The sequence below is a fragment of the Burkholderia sp. BCC1047 genome (assembly GCF_902833155.1).
In the GTDB taxonomy this organism is placed as follows: Bacteria; Pseudomonadota; Gammaproteobacteria; order Burkholderiales; family Burkholderiaceae; genus Burkholderia; species Burkholderia sola.
Genome location: NZ_CADFEH010000044.1, coordinates 38854 through 63346, shown reverse-complemented (window position 1 = coordinate 63346; position 24493 = coordinate 38854). Strand labels below are relative to the sequence as shown.

At 66.4% G+C, this 24493-nt stretch carries 19 protein-coding genes and 1 pseudogene; 6 read left to right on the top strand and 14 right to left on the bottom strand.

The window, feature by feature from the left end:
- Positions 1-495: 495 nt before the first annotated feature.
- The 4 genes and pseudogenes from HWX55_RS31865 to HWX55_RS31850 form a co-directional block, all read right to left on the bottom strand.
- Complete coding sequence (locus tag HWX55_RS31865) at positions 496-732, bottom strand: hypothetical protein (protein WP_175978602.1); 237 nt, start codon at positions 730-732, stop codon at positions 496-498.
- Positions 733-811: 79 nt separating this feature from the next.
- The gene (locus HWX55_RS31860; protein WP_069240870.1) at positions 812-1618 is read right to left on the bottom strand and encodes a DUF6338 family protein; all 807 of its coding nucleotides are present in this window, start codon (positions 1616-1618) and stop codon (positions 812-814) included.
- Positions 1619-1621: 3 nt separating this feature from the next.
- Positions 1622-1795, bottom strand: coding sequence for a hypothetical protein (locus HWX55_RS31855; protein WP_167432633.1), 174 nt, complete (start codon positions 1793-1795; stop codon positions 1622-1624).
- A 424-nt stretch (positions 1796-2219) separates the two neighbouring features.
- Positions 2220-2417, bottom strand: a pseudogene (locus HWX55_RS31850) (tyrosine-type recombinase/integrase); the annotation flags it as partial.
- Positions 2418-2890: 473 nt separating this feature from the next.
- Between HWX55_RS31850 and HWX55_RS31845 the strand changes: the two are divergent.
- Positions 2891-3376, top strand: coding sequence for an RICIN domain-containing protein (locus HWX55_RS31845; protein WP_175978601.1), 486 nt, complete (start codon positions 2891-2893; stop codon positions 3374-3376).
- A gap of 531 nt (positions 3377-3907) precedes the next feature.
- Positions 3908-5416 carry a TIGR04222 domain-containing membrane protein gene (locus HWX55_RS31840; RefSeq protein WP_175978600.1) on the top strand — a complete coding sequence of 503 codons (1509 nt, stop codon included), beginning with the start codon at positions 3908-3910 and terminating at the stop codon, positions 5414-5416.
- Between the two features lie 70 nt (positions 5417-5486).
- On the opposite strand, the gene HWX55_RS31835 is transcribed toward HWX55_RS31840, so the two are convergent.
- From HWX55_RS31835 to HWX55_RS31805, 7 genes are all read right to left on the bottom strand, one after another.
- The gene (locus HWX55_RS31835) at positions 5487-8852 is read right to left on the bottom strand and encodes a glycosyltransferase (protein ID WP_175978599.1); all 3366 of its coding nucleotides are present in this window, start codon (positions 8850-8852) and stop codon (positions 5487-5489) included.
- Between the two features lie 2 nt (positions 8853-8854).
- Positions 8855-10012, bottom strand: coding sequence for a dTDP-4-amino-4,6-dideoxygalactose transaminase (rffA, locus tag HWX55_RS31830; protein WP_175978598.1), 1158 nt, complete (start codon positions 10010-10012; stop codon positions 8855-8857).
- A 56-nt stretch (positions 10013-10068) separates the two neighbouring features.
- Positions 10069-10716, bottom strand: a complete 648-nt coding sequence (locus tag HWX55_RS31825) for a class I SAM-dependent methyltransferase (RefSeq protein WP_050015944.1) — start codon at positions 10714-10716, stop codon at positions 10069-10071.
- Between the two features lie 10 nt (positions 10717-10726).
- Complete coding sequence (locus HWX55_RS31820) at positions 10727-11449, bottom strand: WbqC family protein (RefSeq protein WP_089434369.1); 723 nt, start codon at positions 11447-11449, stop codon at positions 10727-10729.
- A complete protein-coding gene (locus HWX55_RS31815) occupies positions 11446-12831 on the bottom strand; it encodes an FAD-binding oxidoreductase (RefSeq protein ID WP_175978597.1) in 1386 nt (461 codons plus the stop codon). Before HWX55_RS31815 ends, HWX55_RS31820 begins: the two co-directional genes overlap by 4 nt.
- Positions 12828-13613, bottom strand: coding sequence for a class I SAM-dependent methyltransferase (locus tag HWX55_RS31810; RefSeq protein WP_175978596.1), 786 nt, complete (start codon positions 13611-13613; stop codon positions 12828-12830). The genes HWX55_RS31815 and HWX55_RS31810 overlap by 4 nt, the downstream gene beginning before the upstream one ends.
- A gap of 144 nt (positions 13614-13757) precedes the next feature.
- Positions 13758-14021, bottom strand: a complete 264-nt coding sequence (locus HWX55_RS31805; RefSeq protein WP_175978595.1) for a hypothetical protein — start codon at positions 14019-14021, stop codon at positions 13758-13760.
- Here HWX55_RS31805 and HWX55_RS31800 point away from each other — a divergent pair.
- From HWX55_RS31800 to HWX55_RS31790, 3 genes are all read left to right on the top strand, one after another.
- A complete protein-coding gene (locus tag HWX55_RS31800) occupies positions 14020-15807 on the top strand; it encodes a tetratricopeptide repeat protein (RefSeq protein ID WP_175978594.1) in 1788 nt (595 codons plus the stop codon). The genes HWX55_RS31805 and HWX55_RS31800 overlap by 2 nt on opposite strands.
- Before the next feature lie 241 nt (positions 15808-16048).
- Complete coding sequence (locus HWX55_RS31795) at positions 16049-18247, top strand: tetratricopeptide repeat protein (protein ID WP_175978593.1); 2199 nt, start codon at positions 16049-16051, stop codon at positions 18245-18247.
- Positions 18244-20730 carry a tetratricopeptide repeat protein gene (locus HWX55_RS31790; protein WP_175978592.1) on the top strand — a complete coding sequence of 829 codons (2487 nt, stop codon included), beginning with the start codon at positions 18244-18246 and terminating at the stop codon, positions 20728-20730. The genes HWX55_RS31795 and HWX55_RS31790 overlap by 4 nt, the downstream gene beginning before the upstream one ends.
- A gap of 241 nt (positions 20731-20971) precedes the next feature.
- Here HWX55_RS31790 and HWX55_RS31785 read toward each other — a convergent pair whose 3' ends face one another.
- The 3 genes from HWX55_RS31785 to HWX55_RS31775 form a co-directional block, all read right to left on the bottom strand.
- The gene (locus HWX55_RS31785) at positions 20972-21268 is read right to left on the bottom strand and encodes a flagellar protein FliT (RefSeq protein WP_175978591.1); all 297 of its coding nucleotides are present in this window, start codon (positions 21266-21268) and stop codon (positions 20972-20974) included.
- Between the two features lie 30 nt (positions 21269-21298).
- Complete coding sequence (fliD, locus tag HWX55_RS31780; protein ID WP_175978590.1) at positions 21299-22714, bottom strand: flagellar filament capping protein FliD; 1416 nt, start codon at positions 22712-22714, stop codon at positions 21299-21301.
- Between the two features lie 193 nt (positions 22715-22907).
- Positions 22908-23726: a flagellin domain-containing protein gene (locus HWX55_RS31775; protein WP_027783219.1), complete on the bottom strand. Its 819-nt coding sequence runs from the start codon at positions 23724-23726 to the stop codon at positions 22908-22910.
- Positions 23727-24246: 520 nt separating this feature from the next.
- On the opposite strand from HWX55_RS31775, the gene rpsU reads away from it, so the two are divergent.
- Positions 24247-24459 (top strand): 30S ribosomal protein S21, encoded by a 213-nt coding sequence (gene rpsU / locus HWX55_RS31770; protein ID WP_006401410.1) that lies wholly within the window; start codon positions 24247-24249, stop codon positions 24457-24459.
- The last annotated feature ends 34 nt before the right edge of the window (positions 24460-24493 follow it).

Genomic DNA, 24493 nt, shown 5'->3' with positions numbered 1-24493 from the left:
CGTTTCAGAAACAGCACGACACAGCCAAAAAAGGAGAGAAAGAAGACCCAGATACCCACCGAATAACCCGCAAAGCTGGTCCAAGGGGTGGGTCAGAATTCAATGCAAATCGTGGGTCAGGATTCCATGCAAATCAACAGTATGAGCCAGAGTTGTACGCCAAACCACACGTATAGACGCAGGTTTCGACGCAACTGCGGACACGGAAACGGCCTTCCGGTCACTTGGAAATGCATCATTGCACGGATCTTAAATAACCGAAATGCGTGAAATCACGCAGGGGTTTTGGTGTAAGTGTTTTGTTTTCAATGGTTTGCCCGAGGAATAGTGTGCTCGCTGTCCTCGTAGTACTCAGCGTACTCGCCTGTGCTCACCGTGCTGCAGGGATGGGAGGAAGGGGAGGGGGCAGATAGAGCCTGCGCAGGTTGCTTACCTGAATTTCCACGAGTGACGCTGATGGCCGCGCGAACCTACGGCCATGAGCATGCGGCCGGATCAGGTCGCAGCCGCCGCGTCGACGTCCGCCAAGCAGCGAATCATTCGGCCGGTATCGGGGTCCGTATAAGGTCTGATGAAGAGCAGCGTGTCTACGTCGAGCTCAAACTCGGGCACGTTCCGAGAAGCATAAGCGTCTCCGTATGGGCCAGCGTAGCGGATGGGGGCGTTGAGGCCGGTGAACTGCTGGCGCAGCGTTGCGGAGGCGTGGGCGAGAACGCGATCGAGCAGGGGCATTGATGATCCCGTGGAAGTTAAAACGTCGATCGTATCTATGAAAAATTGAGGCGCGCGGCGCCGTTTTCCTAGACGCAGTCTAGGAGTTCTCCGGCTTGAGGTTTTCTTCTTTGCTGGCGTCGTTGAGCGGTTCGAGCACGAGAAATTTGATGTTCAGGGTCGTGATTTCCGAAGAGCGCAGCACTAAGCAGTCACCCTCGATCGGGTAAAACCGTTGCATGTTTGCGGCCGACATGCGCTCCGCACTGTCACCTGTCGCGTCATCGGTTAGACGGCGACGAGCTGCGTTGGAAATCATAATTCGGTCGAGTTCGCCCTTGTCTGTCAGCTCGTAGTCGACGAGCAGGCCGGTATACAGCAGAGTGGCGTCTTTCAGTGTGACGAGCGCTGCGACAACAATGGCATCTGGAGTTGAATCACTTACGTCGATGCCGCGGAACAGATAGTTCCACGGTGCATCGCCTCGGACGTGTCGGAAGAACGGAAATGATGGGTGATCGAGTTTGAAACAGTGGACAATCGCGCGCCAGAGAAGAGCGCACGCCAGCGCGATTGCGTTCGCCCATAGAAAGAAGCACAGCGGCTCGGCGGGATGGCTGTCCAGGCCAGCGAACAGAGAGGCGAGATCAGGATCACCGTTTGCGAGGCGACCGTCGACAAGCAGGCGAGCCAACAGCCCCAGATGGAATTCGTACCCGAGCCAGTGCACCGCAACTGCTATGGTCGCGGAATCGAACAAGACACTCCAGAACACGACATAAATGACAGTCTGTCCGAACGGGGACATATCAGCCGCACGGACTTCGCGCGGCTGATAATGGGAGTGGAAGAGGATGCCGGGCGATAGCAGCAGAAATAGAAGAACCGCCGGGAAAGCGACGTTCAAACGTCAGCCCTGCGGGACGAGCTTTGCCCGGAACTTTAGTTGACGCCCCTTGCTCGTCTTGACCTTGATTTCGGCGGGCTCGTTGAGCTTGGCATTTGCGATGAAGTTCCGCAGTTCCTCTGCACCTTCCCGATCCTTCTGTAGCGCGCGGACTTTCTCAGTCAGTAGAACCTTCATGGCGCTCTCCTTGTTGTTGCACTGCAAGCATAGACGCTACCGCACGGAAGGGAAATAGTATCTCTCCCGTAGGGCGACACTGTTACACATGGCCTTATGTGCCGACGAACTTACAAAATGAAACCCCTTGACCGGGTGCCCCGATGTGGGGTTGTCAATTTACCGCATTGTGAAAATTTCAACATTCAAACCGCGCAGTCACTACAGTGAAATTACAGTTTGGGTGGTCTTGGATGACCCTGATTGACCTTGAGTAGCCTTGGTTTTGCGGTTTGCGAGTCGCGCAAGGTATTGATTTGTAAAGAGTTGTTGCGTGCCGGTAATGCTCCGAAGGCAGGGGTTGCTGGTTCGATCCCAGCCGGGCGCGCCAAGCCTAGTCAGGCTCTCAGTGGTTTCCTTCCTTCGTCGTGCAGCACCGTTGCAGCTAGATTGCAGCCGGAATCGGCGCGGGCTCGGCCGTGAGCGGCGCGACCCTGTGCGCCAGATGATCGGCTGATAGGTGGGCGTACCGCTGCACCATTTCCATCGTCTCCCATCCGCCCGGTCCCTTCAGCACCTGCAGCGGCGTGCCGCGTCGCACGTGCCAGCTTGCCCAGGTGCCGCGCAGGTTGTGCCGGCGGAAAGTCACTGATACGTGCACGCTTCGACGTCTTTCGCAGGTTTCGGTCACGTCTGCGCCGCGCTCACGTCAAGCGAACGCGCGAGCGTGCCCTTCGTGCCGGCGCGGCCGATTGCGGCCCGCGCGTCGGTGATGAGGAACGGACGGTTCTCGCCGGCCGACCGACTGCGGCGAGCGTGCGTCCTGCGGCGAGCAGCAGATGGGCATTTGCTGAAGAACAACAGGCAAGTCACCGGTCGCAACATGTAGTCCAAACTCGGCGGCATCGAATATTCAATCGATCTCGATTTTCGTCGACGTGTAATTAAGTGTAATTGAGCTCGAGAGGCCATTTGTCTATTTTATATCCAGGTGAGAACCGATAAGGGTAGCTTGCCGATACCTTTGGGTCGCGGGTCGCTCTGACCTTGCAATTCAAGGGGGATTTTAAGAAGGACGAAGCCGATTATTTTCTCAATTATCTTAAGGAAAATATCATGAGTGACGTGATCATTGAATTCGCCGCGGATCGGAGCCGCTGCATCGGCGTTGTGCCCGATTCTGGCCAGGGCGGCTTTGTAGGTCCCAACTCGCCATTGGCACTACGCTATCTGACCGAACAGGATGTACTAAACGTGTGGCATTTTCGTGCCAGCCCAGGGTTCTTTATTCTCGATTTCACCAGTCCTGACTCTCCAGCGGAGCAGTTGGCGATCGATTTTAAGGACGGAAAGGTTGCTGCCGAGACACCGCTCGTCGTGCGTAAATTTACCGGTGCGGTATCTCAGCGGTGGAGCCTGACTATGCGCCCGGGATATATCACGTCGGTGGCAAATCCGAATCTCGTGATCGACGACCACTTCGACAGTTTGCAAGGCAACAACGTCATTTGGGCGTATGCCTATAACGGGACTCAGGCGCAGCAGTGGAGAGTCACCAAGGTGCTGGATGCGTTAGCCGCCAAAGCGCCCCAATACGCGTAATTGATTTTTCGGGCCGCGGTCGTCGCCGTTCCGGCCGAAATTGCCATCGCATCACATCGAAGGGGCTCTTGGGCCCCTTCGATGTGAGTGAATTAATCGGCGTGCCTCCATTTGAGTGAGGATTTGCGCTTTCATCGATACATTGCAAGGGGTGGTGCGTCGAACTCGGTCAGGCGCGAGCTGCGCGGGCTTCTCCGTCATGTGACGCTTCGGATGGCCTTGACCTTAGCCTGGGTTTTTCAGTTTGCGGGTGGCGTCAAGCCTTGATTTAAAAGGATATGCTGCGCGCCGGTAAAGCTGCCGAAGGCAGGGGTTGCTGGTTCGATCCCAGCGGGCGCGCCAAATAGCCTGATTCCAGGCGTCGAATTCCCCGATCCGTTTTCCTGAAGTCGTCCAGGCGTAGCGTCACCGCACGGTATCGCGCCGTCATTTCCCCCGCTATTCCCCCGCCTTTCCATTGTGCGAGAATCGCCCGCAACGACAACTCCAAGCGTCGATCGCGGCGGCCGTCCGCGCATCGCGCCGACTCCGATGGCTGCCATTCCGTCCACCTCGACCGCAGTCGCTGGCTGCGCGCTGACCGATGCGCAGCAGGCGCTGCTCGTGCGTCTGAACACCTATTCTCCCGACGATCCGCACGCGCCGCTGCCATACAGCCGCCGCCTTGCCGAAGCCGAAGGCTGGTCGCATGCGCACGCGCTGGCCGTGATCGAGGAGTACAAGCGTTTCGCGTTTCTCGCGCAGGCGGCCGGGCACCCGGTCACGCCGTCGGTCGCGGTCGATGCCGCGTGGCATTTCCACCTGCAGTACACGCTCGAATACTGGGACGTCTTCTGCGCCGGCGTGCTGCGTGCGCGACTGCATCACATGCCCGCCACGGGCGCGCCGGACGAGGGCGCGGTGTACGCGCAGCGCTATCGCGACACGCTCGACAGCTACCGCCGGCTGTTCGGCTATGAGCCGCCGGAATCGATCTGGCCGCGCTCCGTCGACCGGCCGGCCGAAGCGGTGCCGCCGCAGGCAGACGAGCCGGCCCTCACGCCGACGCGGAGCACGTGGCGCAACCGGCTGCCGAAACTCGCGTGGCCGGCGGCCGCCGCGAGCGTCGCCGCGACCTGCGCATCGGCGCAAGACTTCGACGTGCTGAACTACACGGGGGCGCAGTTTCTCGCGTTCTACATCCCGGCCTGCGTGGCCGCGCTGCTGTTGATCGGGCTTGCGCAACAGATCGAATACCGGTGCCGGCGCAGGCGCGCATTCTCGTCGGACCTGACGGTCGAGCAGGCCGCGTACCTCGCCGGCGACGAGTCGCGGGTCGTGCAGGTCGCGACGCTGTCGCTCGTTCACGCCGGCGCGATCGAGCTGGCGATGGCCGGGCGACTGGGCGGGCGCGTCCGGCTCGTCGATGCGACACGGGCGGGCGAATACGGGGACGAATGTGAATGGCTGGCCGGGCAGCCTGAGGGGGAGGCCAGCTTCGGCGCGTTCCGTCAGCTGCTGGCGCGTCGCGCTTCCGAGCAGGCGAAATCGTTGCGCGCGCGTGGCTGTTTCTGGGCGCCGGGCGACATGCGGACGGCGCGCATGGCCCGCGCGATCGCGCTGGGCGTGCTCGGCACGGGCGCGGCGAAACTGGTGGTCGGGCTGAGTCGCGGACGGCCGGTCTTGTTACTCGTGATCTGCATGGCGGCGTTCGCGATTGCATACCGCATCGTCGTGGGGCGGCTGACCGGGTTCGGGCGGCCCGGCCTGACGGTCGGCGGGCAGGCGTCGCTCGTCGCCCGACGGATTGTGCGCAGCGACGAACACGACCGGCCGGACGCGTTGCTGTGGACCGCCGCGCTGTTCGGCGCGGGCGCGCTGACCGGCACCGCATGGGCCGCGTATTCGATGGTACTGATGGAGCCGCCGCCGTTGACGCCGACCGCCGCGCGGGCGGGCGGATCGACCGGTTCGTCCTACAGTTCGAGTGACTCGTCGTCGAGCTGCAGTTCGTCGAGCTCATGCAGCTCAAGCAGTTGCGGCGGCTGTTCGAGCAACTGAGCACAGGGCGCGCTGCCGGGATAGCACGCCGTGCCGCCTGCGTCAGGCAAGCGGCACGGCGCGCGCCGAACTACGCGATCGCGGCGGCGGGCGTTCGTGCCTGCGCAGCACGCCCGTCGCCCGCCTCGACGATCAGCGTCCAGTCGAACGCCGGCAGTGCGCAGAGCTGCTCGACCGTGGCCGTGTACTCGTGCGCGGGCGCGTGCAGGTAGCGCACCTTGTCGGTCCATTCGGGCAGCGTCGCCTGCGACGTGGTCAGCACGACCGCCAGCAGATCCTGTTCCGGCCGCCTTGCGATTTCCTGCAGGCTCAGCCGGACCTTGTCGAGGTCGCCCTCGGCGTCCAGGATCAGCGCGCCGGGGATCGGCGCATCCGCCCGGCCGGGCGGGTTGCCGACAGCGCCTTTGTCGATGCACTGCTGATACACGTGGCGATAGCGCGGCAGCGCCTGCTGTAGCGCGTGATGCTTGCGGACCTTCGCCTGCGCCGTGCGCGCGAGCCCGCGGCGCAGCGCCGGGTTCGCGATCAGCCGGTCGAGCGCGTCGACCCAGGCCTGCGGCTCGTCCGGGACCAGCAGGCCGTCGCAGCCGTCGTGCAGCGCGAGGCGATAGGCTGGCCGGTCGCTGACGATCGACGCGATGCCGGCCGCCGCGTATTCCTGCCACTGGATCGTGCTCGTGCCGGCGTTGTAGTCGTGGTCGGCGAGCGGCAGCAGCGCGATGTCCCAGCACCGTTCCGGCAGGCGTTGTGCGTGCGCGTCGTAGTCGTGAAGCTCGGGCTCGCACCCGGCGTCCGGATGGCCGGCCCAGCCTGGCGGGACGCCCGCGCCGACGAAACTCACCTTGACCTTGCCGGGATGGCGCGCGCAGATCGCCTGCAGCGCCGCGTCGACGAGCGCGAAGTTGTCGGCGCGCAGCGACGCGCCGGCGATGCCGATCGTCACGCAGTCGTCGCCGCGCGCCGTCACGGGGCGGTAGAACCGGTCGAAGTCCACGCTGTCGGGCAGCACGTGAACGCGCGGGTGCGACAGCCGGTAGCGGCTGGCGATGAACGGCGTGGATACGATCACGGCGTCCGCGTTGCGCAGCACGAGCTCGATCCCCGCGCGGGCCATCCCGCCTTGCGTGGCGAGCGGATGCGCGGCCGGCAGGTCGGTCAGCAGGTCGTCGGTCTCGTAGATCACCGGCTTTTCATGCTTGAAGATCGTGTACAGGTCGTTGCCCGTCAGGATGCCGGGCGTCAGCCGGTGCAGCAGGATGGCGTCGGCCGTGGCCAGCACGCTGCTGTCGATCTGGCCGTCCCGGATGCCCGGGACGAGTTCCCATTCGTCGTTCAGCAGACCGAACGGCAGCGTGAGGCGAATTCGCGATGACGCGCACGCGTCCGGATCGATCGAATACACGATCAGGCGCTTGCGGCGCGGTGCGGCGTCCGCAGTCGCGGCGACGGGCGCCAGCGTCCGGTTCTCCGCGAGCAGCCGCGCGTACAGCACGCCGTGGCGCGCGGCGTTGCGGCCGATGTCGTGCTGCGCACGGATCGCATCCTGCGCGGCCGCGGCGAGTTGCGCGCGGGTTTGCGGATGCTCGATCAGGTGCGCGATCGCGTCGACCCACGCGTCGGCGGTGTCGGCGACGAGCCAGCCCGTGCGGCCGTGGACAACCGGGCAACCTTCCGCCGGCGTGGCGACGAGCACCGTGGCCGCGCCGGCCGCCGAGCATTCGAGCCACGCGCGCGGTGGCGCATCTTCGCGCAACGTGACCGGCGCCGCGACCAGCGCGATGTCGAGGTCCGCGCGCTTCAGCGCATCGGCGTAGCTGTCGTAAGGGGCCGGCTCCGCGATCAGCGTGACGTCCGGTTCACGGTCCCAGCCGGCCGGCAGCGCCGCGCCGACGAACGACACCCGGGGCTTCCCCGGAAACCGGCGGCGGAGCTCGGCCAGCGCCCGGCGGACCTGCTCGAGACGCACGCCGTCCAGACCGGTGCCGGAGACGGCGAGGTTCACGTGGTCGCGCACGCCGGGCGCCGCGCGGTGCAGACGCTCGAGATCGACGCCGGTCGGCAGCACGTGGACCGATGCGTTGACATGACGGTACTGCCGCACCAGCGCTTCCGACGGCACGACGAGCGCATGCGCGCGCTGCACGGCGCTGCGGATGCCCGCCTTGCGGCGCGCGTTGTCGGCCGCGCCGGGGATGTCGGCGAGCAGCGTGTCGAGCGGCGCGTCGATCTCGAGGACGACCGGCTTGCCGAGCGAGAACAGGTGTTCCAGCGTGGCGGGGGACAGCAGGCCCGGCGTGTCGCCCTGCAGCACGATCAGGTCGGCGCGCTGCAGCGCGTCGGGATCGATACCGGCTGGCGTGACAGGGAAAGTCAGTGCCCATTCGCGGTCCAGCCGCGCGAACGGCTGCGCGAAGCGCAGGCTGGTGCGCGCGTGGTCGGCCGGTTCGGCGGTGACGACCGCGATGCACGAGCGCGGCGCGGAGGCGGGCTGTCCCTGGGCGGCGGCGCCCGTCGCGACGGCCTGCGCATCCAGCGTGTCCGCGTGTGCCTGAGTCCGCTCGACGAAGTTCTCCAACTGCTGCCAGAACGCGTCCTCTTCCTTCTGGTAGACGCTGCGCGCTTCGTGAACGGTGGCCTTCGCGTGCGCGATCTCGTGTTCGTCGAGCCCCCACGCGATGCCCTTGCCGTCCATCACCCACCGGGTCGGCTCCGACAGCGACGCGTCATTCATGATGCACACGACCGGGCATCCGCACAGCAGCGCTTCGAACACGGCGGTGGACCATTCGTACGTGTACACGCACTCGACCTGTCGGAACAGCGCCGCGAGTTCGTGCGCCGAACGTTCCGGCACGCGGGTCGAGATTTCGATCGACTCGGCGGTGACCGGATGCAGCGTGCCGCCGCGCCGCAGGTGGCGATTGATGAAGACGGCCGTGCCGTTGCGGCGGGCGTTGTCGACACCGTCGCTGTTGAAGATACGCGTGTCGACCAGCGGTATGCGCAGCAGGTCCGCCTTCCATTCTTCGGGCACCAGCGACGGCCCGAACGTGAAGATGAGGTCGTTCGGGTGCAGGGCGATCGGTTCGCCGTTGATGCGACCGGGCTCGGCCAGCAGGTAGCGCACGACGCAGCGCGCGTTGAACGGATTGCCGGTGACGACATCCGGGTAGACGACGATCGGGCTGCGATTCGCGCGGGCGTGCGCCTGCACGATGTCGTTGGTCAGCGGCGGCGTGCGCAGGTCAGGATGCACGACCGGCGTGCAGACGTACGCTTCGTGGCCGAGCAGGTTCAGCACGTGGCACAGGTAGTGCATCGCGCGGATCCCGCCGGAGGTTTGCCGGAAATTCGGCGCGTGTATGTAGTACGGGTGGCCGAGTCGCGTAAAGATGCGCGAACCGCCGTGCGCCAAGCCAGGTTGGGGAGTCGTCATCGTTATCGGGTGCGGTAGAAATCGAAGACCACGTCGAGGATGCGATCCTGTTCGGCTTCGGTCATGTCGTGGTACAGCGGCAGCCGGACGAGCCGGTCGGCGACGAGGTCCGTCACCGCCATGCCGGACCCGCAGCGCCCGTAGCGCTGGCCGGCCGGCGAACTGTGCAGCGGCACGTAGTGGAACACCGCGTTCACGCCCACCGCGCGGATCTGCTGCAGCAGCTCGGTGCGTTCGGCGAGGTCGCGTGCGAGGAAATAGAACATGTGGCCGTTGCCGCGCTCGGCGAGCGAAATCGCGGGCAGCTCGATCAGCCCGTCCGCGTGCAGCGGCCGCAGTGCGTCCTGGTAGCGCTGCACGGTCGCGCGCCGCTGTGCGGTGATCACGTCCGCGTGCTCGAACTGCGCGTACAGGAACGCCGCGATCAGCTCGCCCGGCAGGAACGACGAGCCGACGTCGACCCATGTGTACTTGTCCACCTGCCCGCGGAAGAACTGACTGCGGTTGGTGCCCTTCTCGCGGATGATCTCCGCGCGCTCGACGAGGCGCGGGTCGTTGACCAGCAGTGCGCCGCCTTCGCCCGAGATCACGTTCTTGGTCTCGTGGAAGCTGAGGCACGCGAGGTGGCCGAGGCTGCCGAGCGGCTTGCCGTTCCACGACGACTGCAGCGCCTGAGCGGCGTCCTCGATCACCCACAGGTCGTGGTCCGCCGCGAGCTGCCCGATCACGTCCATGTCGCATGCGACGCCCGCGTAGTGCACCGGCACGATCGCGCGCGTGCGCCTGGTGATCGCGGCGGCGATCTGCGTCTCGTCAAGGTTCAGCGTGTCGCGGCGGATGTCGACGAACACCGGCGTCGCGCCGCGCAGCACGAACGCGTTGGCGGTCGACACGAACGTGTAGGACGGCATGATCACTTCGTCGCCGGGCTGCACGTCGGCGAGGATCGCGGCCATCTCGAGCGCGGCCGTGCACGAGTGCGTGAGCAGCGCGCGCTGGCAGCCGATGCGCGCTTCCAGCCAGCGGTGGCAGAGCTTCGTGAACGCCTGGTCGCCGGCGAGGCCGCCCTGCTCGACCGCTTTCGCGATGTAGTAGAGCTCCTTGCCGACCACGAACGGGCGGCCGAACGGAATGACGTCGAGATTGGGTGGGCCGAACATGGTCAGGCTCCGCAGTAAGGGGGACGTTCGGCCGCGCGGCTTGCGCGCGGCGCCGCTCAGATGTCCTTGCGGACGAGAATCGTGAATTCGTACAGGCCGTAGTCGTGCAGCAGCGCGACGTGGCGCGAATAGCGGCGCTTGCAGCGATCGAACAGCGCGCACGGGTCCGCGTAGTACAGGAGGTCCGGGCGCATGAACGGCGGATCGGAATACGACGTCAGGCAGTTGAACGCGAAGCCCAGTCGGCTCGTCGCGTGCAGCGTGTCGAGCGTCGCGTGGATGTAGTCGAGCCATGCGTCGTCGCCGTGACCGCGCCTGACGTTGAAGATGCCGGATGCGATCCCGTAGTCCGACGCGGCCTGCGGCACCGCGCCGACATGAAACGCGACGTTCGCGTCGTCGCGATAGCGCTGCCGCGCGGCGTCGACCATATCGGACGAGATGTCGTAGCCCGCATACGCGAAGCCGTCCGGCAGCGCACGCGCCTTCAGGAAATCGACCAGCGCACCGTAGCCGCAGCCGATGTCGTTCACCGAGTGGCCGCCGGACTCGGGCAGGATCTTCGTCAGTTGTTCGAAGCGCAGGAACTGGCCGGTTTCGCCGTTCCAGTCGACGCCGCGCGCGGTCGCGCCGTGCTCGGCCAGCCGCGCGCTGTAGTACGCGGCCACTTCTTCCAGCAGGCTCGCATGCCGGGATTCGCTCATGGACATCGCCTCAGTCTTTCGAGGTCAGCGCGTACCGACGCGCTTCGGGACCGCAGTTGAACAGCACGTCGAGCACGGTCACGCCGTGGACGAAGTCGCCCCACTGCTGCGGATACTCGGGATAGCTCGGATAGTCGAACCAGCGCACCGCGACGCCGGCATCGGCGAACAGGTTCTCGTCGAGGTAGCTGCGCGCGGCCGGGCCGGACAGGTACTCGGACGCGCCCGCCTGCACGCACAGGTTCAGCAGTTTCTCGGTGCGGTCGCCGTGCAGCGCATAGTCCGACGTCGACGACACGCGCGTGCCGATTTCCAGTTGCCGCAGGACCCACGTCAGCATCGCGAAATTCAGCTCGCTCAGCATCCCGTAGGTGCGACCGGTGTAGAGCGCTTCGAGCTCGTCCGCATAGCGCGCGAAGTGCGGCGCGCGCGCGTAGTTCTGCTGCAGGGCCTTCCAGTGCAGCGGCGCCCAGTCGGCGCCGTCGATCTCGGTTTCGCGGATCGACTGGTGATACTTGCCCTTCACCTTCACCGGCACGCTCAGCCATTGCACGCCCTGCGGCGTCTTGATCTGGTTGCGGTTGCGCCAGTCGCGGCGCGTGTACTGCGCGTCGTCGTAGAGGATGAACTCGTCGCTGGCGGCGATCAGGTCGAAGTAGCCCTTCCACGGAATGTAGTTGGACTGGACGATCGCCACCCGCTTCGCGTCGCGGTTCATGGTCGCACCGCTCATGCCGGAATGTGGCCGTACCGGTACATGTCGACGAGCTCGGGCGGAATGCCCCAGTCCGTTGCGCCCAGCTTGTCGTGCAGCGCCTCCAGGTCCGCGCGTATCGCGTTCTGGAGCTGTTCGACCATGCGGTTGCGCGCCGGCACGAAGTCGTGCTGGTACGCGGCATTGATCTGATGGCGTACCGTCTTCGCGATCGCGGCCTCGCGCGTCATGTTGCGGATCAGCGGGCGTTCGGGCGCGAGTTCCGCGTAGCGCGGATCGATCGGCTCGCCGCGCATCGCCGCGACGAGATCGCGGCACAGCACCGGCGACAGGTGGAAGCCGTCGCGCTTGGTGCCACCGAGAATCCACAGGTCGCGCACGCTGGTTTCGCCGAACAGCGGATACAGGTCGGACGTCGTCGGTCGCCAGCCGACGTTGACGTTGACCAGGTTCGCGCGCGAGAAGCGGGTGTTGATCTGGTCCATCGCGGACTTGAGCAGCGTGTACGCGCTGCCGGCGTGGCCGTGCTCGTGCGGCACCGGGCTGATGTAGTTGCTGGCGCCGACGAGGGTCCGGTCGGGCCCGTACGGCGCCGAATACACACCGCACGCGAGGCCGCGGTTGGTCGTGCGCACGCAGTGCGTGTGCACGTTCTCCGTGCTCTGCAGTTCGATCGACATGCCGATGCCGTAGAACGTCCGCTGCACCGGCAGCTCGGGCAGGCTCGCCTGCAGCACGCGCGTCACGTTGGCGCCGTTGCAGAGGATGAAGCGGTCCGCGCCGAGCACGCTGCCATCGGACAGGCGCGCGCCGGTGACGCGTCCGGCCGCGGTGTCGAGCCGCTCGACCTCGGCGTCGATGAAGCGCACGTTGCCGGCTTGCGCGACCGACGCGGTCAGCGCGTCGAGAAACTGTTTCGGATTGACCCAGCCTTCGCGCTTCAGGAAAACCGCCTTCAGCGCGCGATAGCGCGGGTCCGGATGATAGTTCGGGATGCCTGACGGATCGACCGCCTCGCAGGGCTCCTCGAATTCACGGCAGAACCGCTGCATGGCCGCGAAGTTCTCGTCGTCGAGCGCGTCGGTCGCCGCGTTGTTCAGCACGAAGGTGCCGAAGCCGTGCGCGACCGCGCGCTCCGGCGTGCAGATTTCAGCGAATACGGCGGGCCAGGCCGCCGTCGCGCCGCGGCTCAGCTCGAACTTGAAGCGGTCGATCGGCGTGCCGAGCGAATCGCCTTCCAGCTCGGTGAACGAATTGAGCATCGCCGCCGCAGCGCGCGTGGCCGAGCCGGGCCGATGCGCGTGGCCGACGATCACGAGCTCGACGCCCGCGTCGGCCTGCTGCCATGCTCGGGCCGTCATCAGGCCGAGAATGCCGTTGCCGAGGATTGCGATTTTCATTTGCGTGTGCCCCCACCTTCGGGGAATGACAGGTAGCAGAGCGACGGATAGGCTGCAGCCTTGTGGATCTGGTGCGGACGGTTGCCGAGCAGGTCGCGCAGGTAATGGACGCCTTCCGCGGGCAGCTGGCCGCCGCGGGTGAGCTGCCAGAACGCGACGACGCCGCCGGGCACCAGCCGCTCCATCACCGCGTCGAACGCGTGCCGGGTCGGCTCGATCACGTTCAGGTCGAACCACGCGAGCGCGACCATCTCGCCGGGATGCGCTTCGTCGAACGCCGCCAGCGAGTCGCGGCAGTCGCCTTCCCACACGTGGTGCTTGTCATGCACGTGTCCCATCGCGTTGCTGCGCTCGTGCAGGTTCAGCAGCTTGCGCAGCAGGTCGGCGTACTCGCCGGACAGCGAGTACGTGCCGTCGGAGAACAGCTTGCGGTCGCGCGTGTCGTGCTCGGCGAAGCCCGTGTAGCCCGTGAACGTATCGAATGCATGGATCCGGCGCTGGAAGTTCAGCGGCTCGAGAATCGCGCGGAAGTTCTCGCACAGCACGGCGGTCTGCCCGCGCCACGTGCCGAGATCGAGGATCGCGCCCGGCAGCGGCACGATTTTTTGATAAATCTCGAAGGTCGCGAGAATGCGTGCGAGGAGCGAGCCGCGCACGAACAGGCCGAGCGACCGTTCCAGTTCCTCGCGCGTCGCGGGGTAGGTCTGCATCAGGTCGAACAGTTCGCGGCGCGCCGCGAGCTGATCGCCATCTGCGTTGGTGATGATCGCTGATTCGTGCATACACAGGGCTCCAGGCACAAAGGGTGTGACCGGACGAGCGCGTGTCGGCGCGGTGGCATCGGAATGCGCAACCGTCCGAGCGTCGCAGGTCGGACATCTTTCTACGATCAAGTCTAGCGAGCGCCGCCAGGATCGAATGTCGGATTAGCGGGTGGTTTCACCCCGCATTTCGATGGATGCGCGCGTGTCCGGCGCGAATTCGGGGCGCCCGCGGGTGCGGCTTGCAGTCGCGGGAATAGCGACCAATTCCAGCACCTGCTCGCCAAATTGGAACGCGGCGTGCGCGTGGAGAATTCGGACACGTCGGAGACCGTCGGTGCGTGCATCCGCGGGCGAAGGCGTGTGCCGACGCAGCGGCGCCGGCCGCGATTCGAATCCCGTATTGGCTACCAGGACGACATAGCTCATGATGCCCACCTCCCCCGCCGCCGCCACGATCGAACAGGCGCTGGCGCACCATCAGGCCGAACGGCTGGAAGAGGCCGAGACGCTGTACCGGCAGATCCTCGACACCGATCCCCGGCACGCGGACGCGCTTCACCTCCTCGGCCTGATCGGCCATCAGTACGGGCGCTATCAGGAGGCATCCGACCTGATCATGGCGGCGATCGAGATCCGGCCGGACGCGATGTACTACTACAACCTCGGCAACGTGATGCAGGCGGACAACCGTCACGCCGCCGCCGCCGAGTGCTTCCGTCTCGCAATCGAGCTGCGACCCGACTACGTCGATGCGTACAACAACTTCGGCAACGCGCTGCGGCTCGCCGGCGACGTCCGCGCGGCCGTCGATGCGTTCTGCCAGGCCATTGCGCTGAAGCCGGACAACGGCCAGGCCTACAACAACGTTGCGAATGCGCTGTTCGACCTGAACGAGATTCCGGCCGCGCTCGAGGCTTACCGGCACGCGGTCGCGCTGCGCCCCGAACTGCCGGAGCCGCGCAGCAACCTGCTGTTCGCGAGCCACTTCAGCGAAGCGTTCGACCACGACGCCTATCTCGCCGAGGCCGCGCGCTACGACGAACTCGTCACGCGCTGCGCGAAGCCGTGGACGGACTGGCTCGTCGACCTGGCTCCCCGGGTCGGGCGGCCGCTGAAGGTCGGCATCGTGTCGGGCGACCTGAAGTCGCATCCGGTCGGCTATTTCATCGAGAGCATGCTGAAGCATCTCGACGCGAACCGGATCGAGATGCATGCGTACCCGACGCGCGACGTCGAGGACGACGTGACCGCCCGCATCAAGCCGGCCTTCTCGACATGGACCAGCATCGCCGGCCTGAGCGACGAAGCGGCGGCGGCGCGTGTCCGCGCGGACCGCATCGACGTGCTGCTCGACGCGGCGGGCCATACGGTCTACAACCGCCTGCCGCTGTTCGCGTGGAAGCCGGCGCCGCTGCAGGCGAGCTGGCCCGGTTATTTCGCGAGCACCGGCGTGGGCGCGATCGACTACGTGATCGGCGATCGTCACGTGCTGCCGCCCGCCGAGGCCGCGCATTTCACCGAGCGGCCGTGGCATCTGCCGGACAGCTATCTGTGCTTCACGCCGCCGGCCGAACCTGTCGACGTCGGCGCGCTGCCGATGCTCGCGAACGGCCATCCGACCTTCGGCTATTTCGGCAAGCTCGCGAAGATCACCGATCGCGTCGTCGCGGTCTGGTCGCGCGTGCTGCAATCGGTCACGGGCGCGAAGCTGTTCGTGAAGGCCGAGCATCTCGACGATCCGCGCGAGCAGCAGGCGCTTGCCGCGCGCTTCGCGGCGCACGGCATCGACGCGCAGCGCCTGATCCTCGAAGGCCGCTCGCCGCGCGCCGAATACCTGGCCGCGTACGGGCGTGTCGACCTGATGCTGAGCCCGTTCCCGTATCCGGGCGGCACGACGACCGCCGAAGCGCTGTGGATGGGCGTGCCGGTGCTGTGCCGGCGCGGCGAGCGCTTCCTGTCGCACATCGCCGAGAGCCTGCTGCATTCGGCGCGGCTGCCCGAGTGGATCGCGGACGACGACGCCGCGTATGTCGCGAAGGCCGTCGCGCAGGTCGGCCAGCCCGCCGAGCTGGCGGCGCTGCGCACGACGCTGCGCGCGCAGGTGCTCGCGTCGCCGCTGTGCGACGCGCCCCGCTTCGCGCGCCACTTCGAGGACGCACTGCACGGCATGTGGGCGCAGCACGTCGAAGCCGCGCCGGTCGCATCCGTGTGAGGCCGCTCGCGACTTGACGTGCGTGGGCATTTCCACGTTGGCGGCAAGCGGAACATGGCGCCTCTTGCGCCGAACACCGCGCCGGCCGACGCGATCGTCGTTCCGACCGGCGGCGTGTGCGCGACACCGTCGTCGGGATGGCTCGCGACGGGATTGCGGCGCCGGCCGCGATGATCGGGCAAGGCGGCAGGCTGATCGACTTCCGACGCGAACCGCATCCCTATTGAGCAGGACAGACGAGATGGACGGAACAGGACAGGCATTGCAGGCGGCGCTCGCGCATCATCAGGCGGGGCGTCTCGTGGAAGCGAAGACGCTGTACGGCGCGATCCTCACTGAGCAGCCGGGCCAGCCGGATGCACTGCATTTCCTCGGGCTGCTGGCATGCCAGTTGAAGCAGTACGACGCGGGGCTCGCGCTGATGGAGCAATCGCTCGTCGAGCGGCCGGACGCGTCGTACTTCAACAACCTGGGCAACATGCTGCGCGAAAGCGGCCGGCTCGACGACGCGATCGCGCACTATCGGCGCGCGGTGGCGCTGCGGCCGGACTATCCGGAGGCGCACAACAACCTCGGCAACGCGTTGCGCGACGCACGCGAGCCGGCGGCCGCGATGCAGAGCTGCACGCGCGCGATCGAGCTGCGCCCCGGTTACGCGGAGGCGTACAACAATCTCGGCAACGCGCTGCAGGATCTGGGCGACCTCGATGGCGCCGCCACGCATTACGGTCGCGCGATCGAGCTGGATGCGTCGATGGCGATGGCCCACGCGAACCTGAGCGCCGTGCGTCACAAGCAACTGCGCTGCGCGGAAGCGCTCGCGCATGCGCAGGACGCGATCCGGCTCGCGCCGAACCTCGGCGACGCACATAACCACGCGGGCAACGCGTATCACGGACTGAACCGGCTCGAGGATGCGCAAGCGTGCCATCGCACGGCCGTCACGCTCAATCCGGCGGACGCCGGCGCATGCCACAACCTGTCCGTCGTGCTGCTGAAGCTGCAGCGGCTCGACGAGGCGCTCGTGTATTGCCGGCAGGCGTTGCAGGCCGGCCCGCCGGCCGTGTTGATGCACGTCAATCTCGGCGACATCCTGCGCGCGCAGGGCAACGTCGATGCCGCGGTCCACGCCTATCGCGACGCGCTCGCGCTGGTGCGCGACGATGCCGACGACGTGGCGGCGACCGTGCTGAACCGGCTGCTGTTCAGCGCGGCGGCGTCCGCTTGCGTGAACCCCGCCGACTATCTGGCCGACGCGCGGCGCTACGGCCGGCACCTGGCCGCGCGTTCGACGCGCCATGCGCACGATCCGCGCGAGCGGCGCGCGCGCGCGCAAGGGCGGCCGCTGCGCGTCGGCTTCGTGTCCGGCGACCTGCGTCTGCACCCGGTCGGGATCTTCCTGGAAAGCGTGCTCGCGCACCTCGAGCGCACGCGCATCGACCTGCGCGTGTACGTGACCACGGACGAGGAGGACGCGATCACCGCGAAACTGAAGCCGCACGCGAACGGCTGGCGCTCGATCGCCGCGCTGGGTCCGGACCTGGCCGCACGGATGATTCACGACGACGAAATCGACGTTCTCGTCGACCTCGCGGGCCATACGCAGTCGAGCGGGCTCCCCGTGTTCGGCTGGAAACCCGCGCCGGTGCAGGCGAGCTGGCTCGGTTTCTTCGCATCGACCGGCTGCGACGCGATCGACTACTTCATCGGCGACCGCTACACGCTGCCGGACGCCGAAGCGCATCACTTCGTCGAGAAGCCGTGGCGGCTGCCGGACAGCTTCCTGTGCTTCACGCCGCCGGCCTGCGACGTCGAGGTCGGCCCGCTGCCGATGGCGGCGAGCGGCCATCCGACGTTAGGTTGCTTCGGCCAGCTCGTGAAGATCGGCGACGACGTCGTGCGCGCGTGGTCGCGCATCCTGCACGCGCTGCCGAACGCGCGGCTGCTGCTCAAGGCGCACGAACTCGGTCGCGAGGGCGTGCGCGACGCGACCGCCGCGCGCTTCGCGCGGCATGGCATCGACGCGGACCGGCTGATCCTCGAAGGCGGTTCGCCGCGCGCGGAATACTTCGGCGCATATCACCGCATCGACGTCGCGCTGAGCCCGTTCCCGTACCCGGGCGGCACGACCACGGCCGAAGCGCTGTGGATGGGTGTGCCGGTGCTCGGCATGAAGGGCGGGCGCTTTGTCACGCACATCTGCGAAAGCGTGCTGCACGCGGCGGGCATGGGCGAATGGGTCGCTGACGGCGAGGACAGCTATGTCGCGAAGGCGATCGCGGCGGTGCACGATCGCGAGCGCCTCGCGGCGCTGCGCGCGAGCCTGCGTGCGCAACTGCTCGCGTCGCCGTTGTGCGACGCGCGCCGGTTCGCGGCGCATCTCGAAGCGGCGTTCCTCGCCATGTGGCAACGCTATACGAACTCGGAGCAGGAAGCATGAACGATATCCACGACACGCTGCAGTCCGCGCTGGCGCATCATCAGGCGGGGCATCTCGCGGAAGCGAAGACACTGTACGACGCGATCCTCACCGCGCAGCCGGGCCAGCCGGATGCGCTGCATTTCCTCGGGCTGCTCGCGTGCCAGCTGAAGCAGTACGACGCGGGGCTCGCGCTGATGGAGCAATCGCTCGTCGAGCGGCCGGATGCGTCGTACTTCAACAACCTGGGCAACATGCTGCGCGAAAGCGGCCGGCTCGACGACGCGATCGTGCACTACCGGCGCGCGGTGGGGCTGCGACCGGACTATCCGGAGGCGCACAACAACCTCGGCAACGCGTTGCGCGACGCACGCGAGCCGGCGGCCGCGATGCAGAGCTGCGCGCGCGCGATCGAGCTGCGCCCCGGTTACGCGGAGGCGTACAACAATCTCGGCAACGCGCTGCAGGACCTGGGCGAGCACGAGGCGGCGGCCGCGAGCTACGCCAAGGCCGTCGCGCACCAGCCGCAGTACGCGGATGCGTACTGCAATCTCGGTAACGCGCTGCATGCGCAGGAGAAATTCGACGATGCGGCGGATGCCTATCGTCGCGCCATCGCGCTGCAACCGGGCTTCCGTGTCGCGCACCGGGGGCTGAGCGCGACGCTGCGCGCGGCCGGTGATCTGCACGGCGCGATCGACCATGCGCGCGAAGGGCTCGATCCGGGCGACGCAGACGCGCACTGCGTGCTGGCAAGGTTGCTGCAGCGCATCGGCGATTTCGACAAGGCGCTCGAACTGCTCGAGCACGCGGTCGCGATCGACCCCGCGCATGCACAGGCATGGGCGTGGCTCGGCGATTTGCGCAATCAGCAGGGCGAATACGGGCAGGCGGTGCAGGTGTGCCGGCGTGCGATCGAGCTCGATCCCGAACTGGCCGACGCATACAACTTCCTTGGCTTCGCGTATCACAACCTCAACTTGCTGGCCGCCGCGGAGTTGAGCCACCGGCATGCGATCGACCTGAACCCGGACGATGCCGACGCGCATCACAACCTCGCCGCCGCGCTGTTTCGGCTCGAGAAGCTCGACGAGGCGATGAAGCACACCGAGATCGCGAGGGCGCTCGGCATCGATCCGCTGAAGGTCCAGATGACGCTCGGCGACATCCTGTGGGCGAAAGGGGATCTCGCCGGCGCGCTGGATGCGTTCCGCTCGGCGATCCGGCACGACCTGCATCGCGCGTACTCGCGGATGCTGTTCAACATGTCGAGCTCACCCGCGTTCGAGCCGCAGGAGTGGGTCGCCGAAGCGCGCCGCTACGGCGAGCATCTCGAGCGCGACGCGCACCCGTTCGAGCACGACCGCGCGCAGCGCGTCGCGCAGGCGCAGGGGCGGCCGCTGCGCGTCGGCTTCGTGTCGGGCGACCTGCGGCAGCACCCGGTCGGCATCTTCCTGGAAAGCGTGCTCGCGCGGATCGACCGGTCGCGCATCGAGCCGCATGCCTATGTGACCTTCGTCGGCGAGGACGACGTGACCGCGCGGCTCAGGCCGAACTTCGCGAGCTGGAGGAAGGTGGTCAGCCTGGGCCGCGAGGAGGCCGCGCAACTGATTCGCGACGACGGCATCGACATCCTGATCGATATGGCAGGCCACACCAACTGGAGCGGCTTGCCGATCTTCGGGCACAAGCCCGCGCCGGTGCAGGCGAGCTGGCTCGGTTTCTTCGCGACGACCGGTTGCCGCGCGATCGACTATTTCATCGGCGATGCGCATACGCTACCGGCCGACGAGGCGCATCACTTCACCGAGCGGCCGTGGCGGCTGCCGGACAGCTACCTGTGCTTCACGCCGCCGCCGTACGATGTCGCGGTCGGCCCGCTGCCGATGGCGGCTCATGGCGGCGTCACGTTCGGCTGCTTCGGCAAGCTGATCAAGATCAGCGACGAGGTCGTCGCGCTGTGGTCGCGCATCCTGCACGCCCTGCCGGACGCACGCCTGCTGCTGAAGGCCCATGAGCTCGGCGCCGGCGACGTGAACCGGGCGACGCTCGACCGCTTCGCGCGGCACGGCATCGGCGCGGATCGGCTGATTCTCGAAGGCGGTTCGCCGCGTGCGGAGTACTTCGGCGCGTATAACCGCATCGACATCGCGCTGAGCCCGTTCCCGTACCCGGGCGGCACGACCACGGCCGAAGCGCTGTGGATGGGCGTGCCGGTGCTCGGGATGAAGGGCAGCCGGTTCGTCACGCACATTTGCGAAAGCCTGCTGCACGCGGCGGGCATGGGCGACTGGATCGCGGAAGACGAGGATGCGTACCTCGCGAAGGCCGTCGCGTTCGCGCGCGACCGCGACGGGCTGGCGACGCTGCGTGCAACGCTGCGCGAGCGCGCGCTGGCGTCGCCGCTGTGCGATGCGTCGCGCTTCGCACGCAACCTCGAGGACGCGCTGCACGGCATGTGGACCTGCTATGCGGCCGGCGAGACGGCGCCCCGCGACGCGTGACGAGCGGGATCGCGCCACGGCAGGAAGCCGCGCTCGCGCATCGTCGGGCCGGCCGCCCGAGATGATCGACGCGGCCGTCGAGCGGGCGACGCGGGCGTAGCCGGCGCGATCCGGCTCGCGCTCCCGCCTGCAGGCGAAAAAAAAGCCGCATTGAAGCGGCTCGACGGTACGGCGACGACGGACCGCTCGACTGGCGGCGTCTTTTAATTCGAAATGCGCGGCAGGCGAGACGCCCGGCCGGTCACAGCATGCCGGCTTTCTGGTACTGGCTCGCGGCCTTGATCCGCTCCCGGGACTGCGCAAATTCCGCAGCCAGGCGGTCACGGTCCGTCTGCGCATGCGCCGTGATCGACGCGTCGATCGCCATGATCTGCCGCACCTGGTCCAGCACGTCCGGGGTCTGCTCGCCGGACAGGTTCATCAGCAGCGGCGAGCGTTCGTCGGCGAGGGCCGCGACGCGCACCCAGTCGCGCGCATCGGCCGCCGACTGCATGGCACGGGTCAGGTCGAAGGCGCGGGACAGGGTGTCGTTCGTCATGGTTCTGCTCCGAAGGGGGGCGGCCAACGCTTACTTGTTGTTGGCCATCGCGCCGGCGCTGTTCTGGCCGCCGAACAGCTGGGTCAGGTAGCGGGTGTTGTTCGCCATCGTCGCCATCAGCGTGTTCAGCGCGGTGAACTGCGCATTGTATTGCTTGGTCAACTGGTCCGAGTAGCTCTGCAGCTGCGTCGCCTGACCCTGCACATTCTTCAGATCGGCGTTGATCGCGTTGGTGCGCTGGTCGATCAGGCCGGACGTCTGCGTGTACGAGTTGATGTTCGCATTGAGCGCCTGGGCGATGCCGTTCGTCTGGTTGAAGATCGCCGTCACCGCGGAACTGTTCGACTTGAGCGCGGTGGTCAGCGCCGCGGTGTCGACCGACATCGCGCCGGTCGAGTCCACGTTGATGCCGATGCTGCCGAGCGCATAGGTCGTGCCGCCCGTCGTGACGCCGCTGCTGAGCGTCGTCGCGAGCGTGCTCCTGATCGTGTTCAGCATCGCGTCGCCGAGCAGCGGGCCGGCGGTCTTCGCGGTCGAGTCGTAGCTCGACAGCGATTTCGCGGTATTCACGAAGTTGGTATACGCGGTCGCGAAATTGTTGATCGCGGTCGTCGCCGCGGCCGTGTCCTGCGACAGCGTGACGGTTTGCGTCGTGCCGACCGCGGCCTGCGACAGCGCCAGCGTGACACCCGTCAGCGCGCCCGACACGTTGTTCGACGCGCTCGACACCGGCGTGCCGTCGATCGTCAGCTTCGCGTCGGCGGCCGGCGTGACGGTCGTGTACCCCGACGTCAGTTTCGAGTTGACGCCGGTGCCCGTGATCGAGATCGTGTTGGCTGCACCGGTGACGTTCGACTGCATCACGAGATGCTGGCCGTCCGAACCGGTGATGACCGATGCGGTGACGCCGGCATTGCCGGACGCGGAGTTGATCGACGACGCGATGTCGGACAGCGACGCGCCGGCCGCCACGTTGACGTTGAACGCGGGGTTGCTGCCGAAGGTGATGCTCAGCGAGCCGGCCGAGATCGTGTCCGCCGACGTCACGCCGGCCGACGACAGCTTGTTGGCGGTCGCGAGCTGCGTGACATTGACCGAATACGAACCGGCCACCGCGCCGCTGCCGCTCTTGATCGTCGTCGCGATGCCGGTGCCGCTCGCCGTCGCGGCGAGGCTGCCGAGCGCGGTGCCGTCCGAGAGGCCGGTGAGCGCGGTCTGCAGCGCGGACAGCGCGCCCTTCAGCTGGCCGATCGCGGACAGCTGCGTATTGTCGTTCGTCTGTCGGGTCTGCAGGGCCTGCAATTGCCCGGCCGTCTTCGCGTTCACCAGTGTCGTGACGAGCGTATTGACGTCGAGCGTCGAATTGGTCGCGCCGCTGATGATCGATTGACCTGCATTCGCCAGGATGGTGCTGATGTCCGTGCTGCTGACGGGGGTGGTGGCCATGCCGTTGCTCCGGTCGTCCGCGCAATCAACGTGCGCGATGCGGCGGGGCGCCGCGGTTCAATGCAAAGAGGGAGGCGTGCCTCCCTGGAGAATTCCGGTCCGGGCGGTTTCGGCGGCGTCGCGATGTGTCGCATGGCGACGCCGCCGTGCCCGGAGGCGGGCGGGCACGTGGCCCGCCGCGGGTGCTGCTCGATTAGCCGAGGAGCTTCAGGACTTGCTGCGGCAGCGAGTTCGCTTGCGCCAGAACCGAGATACCAGCTTGTTGCAGCACTTGCGCCTTGCTCAGGTTCGCCGTTTCCGTCGCGAAGTCCGCGTCGGTGATCTGCGAGCGAGCGGCGGTCATGTTGGTTGCCTGGGTTTGCGTCGTCGAGATCGCAGCCTGGAACGTGTTCTGTGCTGCGCCCAGCGTTGCCTGGAACGTGTTGACTTGCTTCAGTGCCGCGTCGATCGCCGTGATCGCCGATTGCGCGCCCGACTGGGTGGCGACGCTCAGGCTGTTCACGCTCATGCCCGTGCTGTTCCAGTTCGCCGTGCCGAAGTCGACGGTAACGACCTGGTTCGCTGCTGCGCCGATCTGGAACGTGACGCTGCCGGCGCCGCCCAGGATGGTCTGGCTGTTGAACGTCGTTTGCGATGCGACACGGTCGATTTCGCTGAGACGCGTCGTCACTTCAGCTTGCAGGTTCGCGCGGGCGCTCGAATCCAGCGAGCCGTCGCCCGCTTGTTGCGCCAGCGTACGGATACGCTGCAGGTTGTCGACCGTCGATTGCAGCGCGCCGTTGGCGGTCTGGATCATCGAGATGCCGTTGTTCGCGTTTGCAACACCTTGCGTCAGCGCGTTGATTGCCGCCGTTTGCGACGTCGAGATCGCCAGGCCTGCTGCATCGTCAGCAGCGGTGTTGATGCGCTTGCCCGACGACAGGCGGTTGATTGCTTGCGACAGTGCGCTTTGCGAGCCCGACAGATTCGTCTGCGTCGTCAGCGAAAGGATGTTGGTGTTGATGTTCAGCATTTGCTTCCTCGTTTTGGAAAATGCCTGAGATACAGACAGGTTCTGATTTCGGCGTGGCGCTTTTTGCGTCTGGCGCTGCCCGCCTTTCCTGGTTGACGGCGGCACCCGGCGAAAACTTTAGAGGGATGTTTGAGGAAATTCGGGACCGAAGGACCGGTTTCGCCGGGAAGGCGCGCGGGGCATGGCGGGCGGCGTGGCGGCCGTGGCGCGAGAATCGCGCGGTTGGGCGGAACGTTTGCCCGCGATCGACAAAAGGATGGTTTTGTCTGTGATTCCCTGCTATGATGGCGGGCTGAATTGAGATTTTCTGTCACGCCTTTGCCGGTTTCGGCATGTCTGCTGGCAGTCAAACGCGGCGCTGCACGCGGTTGTGAAGCGTACTCGCGGTGCTTTCCGCCTCTCTTTTCCGGCCTCCGAGGCCGTATTTCCGCTCGTTTCGCCTGTTGTGGGGACGCTCGGATGGCCGGTGCGTGGCGCTTGGCCGCTACGTTTTTGACCGTTTAAGCAATTTAGGAACGACATGACGACGATTCTTCTGAAAGAAAACGAGCCGTTCGAAGTGGCGATTCGCCGCTTTCGTCGCGCTATCGAAAAAAATGGCCTGATCGCTGAACTGCGTGAGCGCCAGTCTTACGAAAAGCCGACCGCAGTCCGCAAGCGCAAGAAGGCAGCAGCCGTCAAGCGCCTGCACAAGCGCCTGCGCAGCCAGATGCTGCCGAAGAAGCTCCACTAAGAGCGTCTGACGGTTCGCCGCGAAACGGCGGAGT